This window comes from Prevotella sp. ne3005 (assembly GCF_900110085.1).
In the GTDB taxonomy this organism is placed as follows: domain Bacteria; phylum Bacteroidota; class Bacteroidia; order Bacteroidales; family Bacteroidaceae; genus Prevotella.
In genome coordinates this window covers 1-8,086 of record NZ_FOCK01000017.1, presented here as the reverse complement: position 1 = coordinate 8,086, position 8,086 = coordinate 1, and the positions used below count along the sequence as shown (strand labels likewise).

The 8,086-nt window shown below is 39.1% G+C and carries 9 protein-coding genes; 8 read left to right on the top strand and 1 reads right to left on the bottom strand.

All coding sequences use genetic code 11. The features are described from left to right. A partial coding sequence (locus BMY16_RS16070) for a DUF4113 domain-containing protein (protein ID WP_139207260.1) occupies positions 1–96 on the top strand: 96 nt, incomplete at its 5' end. A 209-nt stretch (positions 97–305) separates the two neighbouring features. Here BMY16_RS16070 and BMY16_RS15190 read toward each other — a convergent pair. After that, positions 306–926, bottom strand: a complete 621-nt coding sequence (locus tag BMY16_RS15190; RefSeq protein WP_091844196.1) for a hypothetical protein — start codon at positions 924–926, stop codon at positions 306–308. A 440-nt stretch (positions 927–1,366) separates the two neighbouring features. Between BMY16_RS15190 and BMY16_RS15185 the strand changes: the two genes are divergently transcribed. The 7 genes from BMY16_RS15185 to BMY16_RS15155 all read left to right on the top strand — a co-directional run bounded on the left by BMY16_RS15185 (position 1,367) and on the right by BMY16_RS15155 (position 7,305). Continuing rightward, on the top strand, positions 1,367–2,554 hold the full coding sequence (locus BMY16_RS15185; protein WP_091844194.1) for a hypothetical protein: 1,188 nt from the start codon (positions 1,367–1,369) through the stop codon (positions 2,552–2,554). Positions 2,555–2,600: 46 nt separating this feature from the next. Then, positions 2,601–3,446 (top strand): WG repeat-containing protein, encoded by an 846-nt coding sequence (locus tag BMY16_RS15180; RefSeq protein ID WP_091844192.1) that lies wholly within the window; start codon positions 2,601–2,603, stop codon positions 3,444–3,446. A gap of 159 nt (positions 3,447–3,605) precedes the next feature. After that, positions 3,606–4,196 carry a hypothetical protein gene (locus BMY16_RS15175; protein WP_091844190.1) on the top strand — a complete coding sequence of 197 codons (591 nt, stop codon included), beginning with the start codon at positions 3,606–3,608 and terminating at the stop codon, positions 4,194–4,196. A gap of 181 nt (positions 4,197–4,377) precedes the next feature. Beyond that, positions 4,378–4,899 carry a hypothetical protein gene (locus BMY16_RS15170; RefSeq protein WP_170836144.1) on the top strand — a complete coding sequence of 174 codons (522 nt, stop codon included), beginning with the start codon at positions 4,378–4,380 and terminating at the stop codon, positions 4,897–4,899. A gap of 28 nt (positions 4,900–4,927) precedes the next feature. Beyond that, positions 4,928–5,533 (top strand): hypothetical protein, encoded by a 606-nt coding sequence (locus BMY16_RS15165; RefSeq protein WP_091844187.1) that lies wholly within the window; start codon positions 4,928–4,930, stop codon positions 5,531–5,533. Positions 5,534–5,604: 71 nt separating this feature from the next. Continuing rightward, positions 5,605–6,012 carry a hypothetical protein gene (locus BMY16_RS15160; protein WP_244513084.1) on the top strand — a complete coding sequence of 136 codons (408 nt, stop codon included), beginning with the start codon at positions 5,605–5,607 and terminating at the stop codon, positions 6,010–6,012. 414 nt (positions 6,013–6,426) lie between these two features. Then, positions 6,427–7,305 carry a virulence RhuM family protein gene (locus BMY16_RS15155; protein ID WP_091844197.1) on the top strand — a complete coding sequence of 293 codons (879 nt, stop codon included), beginning with the start codon at positions 6,427–6,429 and terminating at the stop codon, positions 7,303–7,305. Positions 7,306–8,086 lie beyond the last annotated feature (781 nt).

Below are 8,086 nucleotides of genomic sequence, written 5' to 3'. Positions count from 1 at the left end.
AAGGGCAAGGCCGATGTCTTCTCCAACGCCATGAAACAAGACCACAAGAGCAAGAACCCCACCACCCGCTGGAGCGACATCATCGTTTTGAAATAGGTGTTATTCCTTCTTTTGTCATCTCGAGCGCGCTTGAAAAAAAAATAAATCGAGATTTATTTGGTAGTTTGCTCGCTTTTTCGTATCTTTGCAGCGTCAGAATGAAAGTTCTGGCTATCCGGGCAGAATCCCGCGGGGGAGCAAGACTTTATCGACACTACTCCATTTTAAATGAGCCACTTCCGAGTGACTCATTTATTTGTTTGTAATTATTTAATGTAGCGGCAAATAAAGGTTTGGAAAAAACGTTTGTCTTCCAAACTCTTTCGGGTTACCGACAATTGCTTCTTACCCTTGAATACCAAAACTTCTTTTGCATTAAAATTTGCCTCAAAGTAATGTTTAATGTTACGAGCCAATATACTAGGCGAATAGTCAATAGTCATATTGAGTAGCACACGATTAGTTTGTCCAACAGACTCCGACAAACGATTGTCTATTGAATTCTTTCCAGAAATCGTCTTAAGGTCGAACATTTTATACACCCCCCTTCGTTCAAAGATGAAATCGGCTGTTCGGATGCCTTTGGGATTGGGTAGGATGAATACCTTGTAGCCGTGCTCTACAGCCTTGCGGGCGGCATTCAGTAGATTGTTATAATCATCTTCCTTTGTTCCACCAGTGGTATAGATATTACTTTCACCCTCCAAAGGACAAAAGGCTCTTTGCTGGGTTATCTCCTTCAGCATGCTGATAAATCCTGCACCCTTCAGAGTATGCAGATCAGCCAATTGCTCAGCAATATCCCTCGATGGTGCCTCGGCCACAAGCCACACTTGCCCCAGCTCGCCATCAAATATCTCGTCTTCGAATAAATAATCTTCTAACATAGTACGCGATCTATTGGTGCAAAGGTACTGCTTTTCATCTACTCTGCCAACTATTTTGAGAGTTTTCTAAAAAAATAATCAGAATTTTCAGTCTGTCTCGGAAAATATTAGTATCTTTGCCGCAATAAATAACAAAACCGTATGAGAAGCTTTTTGATATTACTATTTCTATCCATAGGCATAAATATAGAAGGCCAGACTGTTAGCTATACTTACCGGCCATTTGCTGCTGAAGGCTGTCAAATGAAGTATAGTGTAATTAAACAGTCACTGGGACAAAACAGTCATTGGCGTATGGGGCATACCCAAGCACCTGTCCCAATGACTAGAGAGTTTTCTCTCCGAAGAAGATCAACCTATAATGTTTGATTTCTTTGTTAAATATACAGACCTATTCCTTGACAACTTTGCTCCTCTGACTAAAAAATATAAAAAATAATATGAAAAAAACTATTATTGAACATCTTACCTATCGTGAGGAACTTGAAATGGCAGTTCTTTACCTCAACCTTGAAAAGTTGAAGTACCTTGTCGCTATGGATATATTCGATGAGGATTGTCTCCTGTCTAACGATATCAACGAGACAAAGCAAAGATATCCTTTATATGTTATCAATTTGTGCTATAGCTACATATTAACGAAAGAGCCATACAGTTACTTCATCGAAAAGAATAATGCGATGCTGAATTATTGGCATGAACGCTTTGGACTCCCTAAGAAAAACGACGAGTTACTAGAAAATTTATATGATCATAAGGAAAGATTAAATCCTAGCTACTATGAGGATAAATTCAACTTCAGTTGGTTGTGTCACTGCGTTTCAAGAGTGGGTAGTTACAACTTCCTCTTTAAAAAGGAATCTTCAGATCATAATCATTATTATATGTATAGTTGGATGATTAATGATGCTTTACTGATAAGAACGGCAAAAACATTGGAGGATAATGGTGCCGATCTGCATTATGACTATGATGAAGAATACAGAGGTTCTGTACAGAACATAGACGAGAACGACTTGGATGGAACAATCAGATCCTTCATTGATAAGCATGATAATGAAGGAGAGGAACTAGCTTTGTACGACGAGGATAAGTTTACCCACCGTTTATTTAGTGATAGCAAACAATATGCAGCCATGTTGAAACGACTACTTTTGACAAAGCACCTAAAGATACGAGTCGGAGGAAACTCCTTTAGGGTAGGCGAAGCTATCACTGAAATGGCGAAAGCATTGGGTGTAGAAGACAAGGTTTTGGATTTCGACACCTATTTTAAAGAAGAACAATTCGTATGGGGAAGCCCACTGATAGACTATGCCGACAAATTTGACTTTAGGTCGCAGCAGGCAAACGGGGCCGGTTCTCATTCCAAAGTCTGGTATTACGTAAACAATGTGGATTGCGGATGGTATAAAGAAGATGGAAGTTTCTGCCGATTCGACTCCAAGGAAAAAGGATACTGGCAGATAGTTGAGGTCATAAAGGCTAAAGGTTATAATTCCATCAAACCAGCTACCTGTGCTTTAATCTGTGGCAAGGATCCTCGTATTTCAGGCAGACAACAGACTATGCTGGAAGAAGAAGGTATAGACTTTATAAATGTTTTTGAATTGTTAATAAGAAATTGAGCAAAAGGAATCTAATCTTTTATACACGTAATTAAAAGTTACCTATATGCAAATTAAAAAAAAATTTATTCAGGATGAAGTTCTATATGAACTAATTGAGCCAACGCATGTAAGGTATATTAAAGATATTACTAAGCTAAGTGATTATCAAGGAATAATACCCAAGTGCGATTTTTATACATGGGACAATCTACATAAACGTGTAGTTAAAGAAAACACGAATTTCTATCCTATTATGTGGGTTGGAGATGAAAGAAAAAGGTGTTCTCCATATCTTATAATATATAAACGATCAAACAATTTAATAGATTGGGAAACGTTAATTTCCGATATTAGGATTGATTTCTATTACAATCTTGGTGATGAAGAAAGATGGGGGGAAGGGATAAGGTCAATTTGTATAAATGGGAAATGGGGTGCTGTACAAGGCAATACAGGAAAAGTAATTGTTCCTTTTGGAGAATACGATTTTATAGATGGTTTTTGTTTTGGACTATCAAGAGTGAAAAAGAAAGGAGTTTATTATATTGACGAAGCCTATAGGCATGAAAACCGAAAAGAAAAGTGGGGTATTATAAATACAAAAGATGAAATTGTGTTGCCTGTAGAATATGATGCTGTATATTCCTTCTATAACAAGCAGTTTAAAAATGTGTTCATAATAAAAGATGGAGTAAGAAAGGAATTCCCTTTGTGGATGAGTGAAAATGAACATTTTAGTCCTTATAATAATGATTACGATGATGAGTGGAATAGGGAACTTGATTACTTAAGAGAAAAAATATCAGGATACAAGAAATCAGAATTTAATAATCATAATGGAAAGTTAGAAAAAAACTATATGAATGAGTTTATTGGTTGGGATGATAACGATGAAGAAGATTGTCAGTAGAGACAATAACCAAATTAGCCTTGGGAGCAGAACGTGGGTATGACGGCTGTATGACTCTGACGCCTGTCCACACGGCTTTGACGCCTGTCCCCACGGCTTCCCCCACGGCTGCGACAATTTATACTTGATAAATCATAATCAATTTGAAAAGGATATATAATGAAAAGAATAGCTTTCATATTGGTATTAGGCGGACTCATGTTAATGGGGGCATGCCAAAGTAAGCAGCCAAAACAGACTGCTTCAGTGAAGAAATCTGCAGGCGAATTGTTTGCAGAAGCTTATCAAAAAGGTGATTGGGCTACTGTTGTTGCTATAGGCGACACGCTCATCGGAGAGGATGACAAAATGAATCTGACAATAGCTTATGCAGAAGCTTTGGCTGCTACAGGTAATCCAAATAAGGCTTTGGGAATCTTGGATAAGAAACTGGAATCAAATCCAGCAGATTACTACCTTTATCAAACCAAGGGTAATGTGTATGCCGTCATGGAAAAGTATGATTCGGCTATTATAAGCTACAATAAGGTGATAGAAATGAAGCCTACAAATGCAAGACCTTACATTAATGAAGGAGAAATCTATGAATTGATAGGCGATAAAGAGAATGCAATTGCAAACTATCTGGCTGCCACATATTTGTTTGTTAAGCACAAATTCTATAAAGAAGCCGCAGAGTATGGAAACAGGGTACTGAAACTAGATCCTGACAATGCTGATGCAAAGGAATTGCTAAATCAGATTCCCTGATGTTGCATCCAATCGTGTCATAAATACATTGCAGAACCATAATGCTGCAAAAATCGTGCCAAAAACGTAAATGATTGATATTGAGTGGATTATATGAGAATTTGGAGATTCCAAAATAAAGTTGTACCTTTGCACCCGCATTTGGGAGACTCCCAGATGTGTTTCACTAAAACTTGTTCTCATGTTTAATTCAACAATCAAGTATGCAAAACTCGCATGGGTTTATGCAAAGGAGTCTTTGCTTATGGGAAGAAAATTCAGATGGGTTGATTTGGCGTTGCTGCCATTCGGACTGTGTGTGCTGTTCCTGCTCTTGTTAGGTAAGCTCTTTGGACTTACCTACAAGCAAATCTCTGTGGTTTTTAACCTATGGGTGCAAGGAACGGTCTTGGCATTGTCAGGATTGGCTCCCGCAGGTGTCACTATATATAAGATATGGGAGTCCTTTTCTGTGAACAGACTGCTATTAACCATCATTTTGGCACTTTATGGTATGGTTTATGTATATGGCTTCATCAGAATGCTTAAACACTATCATCTGCCTTTCGACTATGCGTTTGACTTATGTGTAGAAGATTTGAATTGGGTTGCCAAGAAGTGGCACACTACTTATCAGATGGTGAATATCGTCATATTTGTCATACTTTATCTCTTACTCTTAGGGCTAAACCTCTATTTAGGAATTGTTCTTCTACATTTTTGATAGTATCAACAAATAAAAACATCTGTTTATGGACGATATAAAAGAGGGACTGGGTTGTTATATTACCTTTATTATTATAGTGATGATAATTGGAGTCGCTATTAAGTTTGTGATAGATTTTCCAATTGCGGGATGTATCATTGGTATTATAGTTCTTACTCTTGTAGGTTACCTTATCTATACGATATATAATAGTACAGGAGTTAGTTACCTAGAATGGAAGTTTGGAAAAGACTACCAGAAAGCAATAGATAGTGGGCAGTTAAGTTTGACGAACGCATACCCATGCATACCTAATGGTGAATATACGTCAAAAAGGGGTATTGATAAAGAGTGTGGCATTGTACTTCCTAATTTTGTTGTCAAGGAATGTCGTGAAACGTTGGCAGACTTCACAGGAGACTATTTTGGTGGGGCTGATATTGAGTTCGAATGTCCAATAGATGAAAATATCATCATGCAGATTGAGGATGACATGAGGCAGAATCAGTCAAAATGGAAAAATGGGGAAGGTGATCATGAATACATTTGTTATCTGTTAGAGCCAGACTTATCAACAAGTCGACATTCGTTTTGGCGGATTCTGATTGAAAAGGGATCCACTTTGGGTAGAATATTCTATGGGAGAATCTAATAAGTTGTAATATGCAAAAGAAAATTGAAGAAATACGTGAATACGTACACTCGCAATGGACACTCGGAACATTGCATGGAATAAGTCATTGGGATCGTGTGTATGAAAATGGGAAGCGACTATTGGCGCCAGGTGTGAATCCGCTTGTGGTGGGACTGTTTGCCTACCTTCATGATTCATGTCGCATGGATGATTGGGAGGATATAGATCATGGTGAGCGGGCGGCTGTCTGGATAGATACGTTGCGGAATACATATTTGAAGGATGTATCTGATGAGGAGATCGGATTACTGAAAGACGCTTGCCGTCTTCATACCATAGAGCACAAAACTGGCAATCCCACTATTGATGCCTGCTTCGATTCTGATCGTCTGGACTTGTGGCGAGTAGGTATTATTCCAGATCCTGATAGACTGGCAACGGAGAAGGGGAAGGAGATTGCAAGAAATACAGACTATAAGGCTTTAATTGGATATTGATATGAAGAAAATGTATAGATTCTTTTTATGGCCACTATCTTTAGTTCACATATATAGACTAGTATAGCTAAAGAACGAGGCTTGCATCACTGCAGGCCTCGTTCTCGTTCTAACAAACAAATCAACTCAATATGAAAAAGAAAAACTACTAACTAAATAACTAAAACCAAAAGCAATATGAAAAAATTACTGATGCAAAGGTAAGGCGATTTTGGGCTAATCCCAAAGGATTAACCAATTTCTTCGTTTGTTTGTTGCGACAGGGTGGGTGATTTGCGACAAAGGGGCGGAAGGGGCTTTGGTTTTGTCGGAAAGAGAATAAAAAGTGATAATTTCGGCGAATAAATTTTGTTGTGTCAGGGATTATTATTACCTTTGTCCCCAACAAGAATGTTGAACTCTAAATTTGATAGTATGCAAAGCATTGAATCTGGCAACAAAGGTGAGATTGTGATGTACCAACCGGATGAAACCATTCGGCTGGAAGTACGAGTTGAGAATGAGACAGTGTGGCTTAGTCAAGCCCAAATGGCAGACCTTTTTGGGACTAAACGTCAAGCTATCACTAAACACCTATTAAATGTCTATGAATGTGAAGAATTAAAGAAAGAGGCAACGTGTTCCATTTTGGAACTAGTTCGAAAAGAAGGTTCTCGCATCGTTAAAAGAAAAGTCGAGTTCTATAATCTTGATGCAATAATTTCTGTGGGCTTTAGGGTTAACACCAAACGAGGTATAGAATTCCGTCAATGGGCAAACAATGTTTTAAAAGAGTATTTGTTTAAAGGATACATTGTAAATCAGCGTATTAGTGAATTGGAACGTACTGTGTCAAAACAAGGGAACCAGATTGAGGATCTGAAAAGTAAGGTCGATTTCTTCGTCCGCTCATCCCTGCCTCCTGTTGAGGGCATCTTCTACGATGGGCAGATATTCGATGCCTATGTACAGATCGTGAACCTTATCAAACAGGCCCATCGTTCCATAGTTCTTGTAGACAACTATGTTGATGAGACCACGCTCATGATGCTCAGCAAGCGGAATGTTGATGTGTCGGCCACCATCTACACCAAACAAACTGCCGAGCAGTTCCGATTGGACGTGCAGCGCCATAACCAGCAGTACCCGCCCATCGCAGTCAATATCTGCCAGCGGAATCATGATCGCTTCCTGATTATTGATGATGTGGTCTATTTGTTTGGTGCCTGCTTGAAGGATGCAGGCAAGAAACTCTTCGCCTACATCAAGATGCAAGAGACATCGGCGAGTGAGCTGTTAAGCAGAATCAGATAAAGAAAATACGAAATAAAGGCCTATTTATTATTAGATGATTGTTGGTATCCCTCTGTCGTTGTGAAACGATGGGGGGATTTTTTTAACTTTGATAGGCTTTTGTTTGGTACTTTGAAAGATATTCATTAATTTTGGCTTCGCCGAATATAGGCTGCATCTCGAAAATAAAAATAAATCGCGATTTATTTTGTATTTTGCTCGATTTGCACTATCTTTGCAGGCGATATTGTAAGATATCAAGACATATTGAGTTTCGGTCGCTCTTGAAACGCATCTAAATTACCACAAAAAGAATAACAATTGATAGGACGACTGCCAAACTCAAGTTCCAAATCACGTGGGGCTTGGGATGGGCAGTTAATTTGTTATGGGCTGTGGTAGGCCCGATGCGTTTTCTGCGTTTGATCACCCCACGTGTGTTGGGAAACTGAGAGATATTAAACCGATTGTGTAACCCTCTAAACTATAGGAGGACATTATGCGACACAGACAGTAAACAAAACCATTCATTTCCACCGGGAGCGGGCTCTTGGGTGGAAGCTATAAACCAATTTTTTAACTGACAATACAACAAAACATGAAGAAACTAGAATTACCGGGAGCCGACTGGCTCCAACCTGCGGGGACTGATTGCACAGCGTGCAGCGGTTCCCAAATGTGTCGGCTGACACTGAGAAGTGAGATCCTTACTCTCATCGAGGCGTTGAACACCTACAATGAGCAGCAGACGGACGACGACGATTTTCAGACTGCTTACAAGGCGCTGTTCTTCGCCAGATGC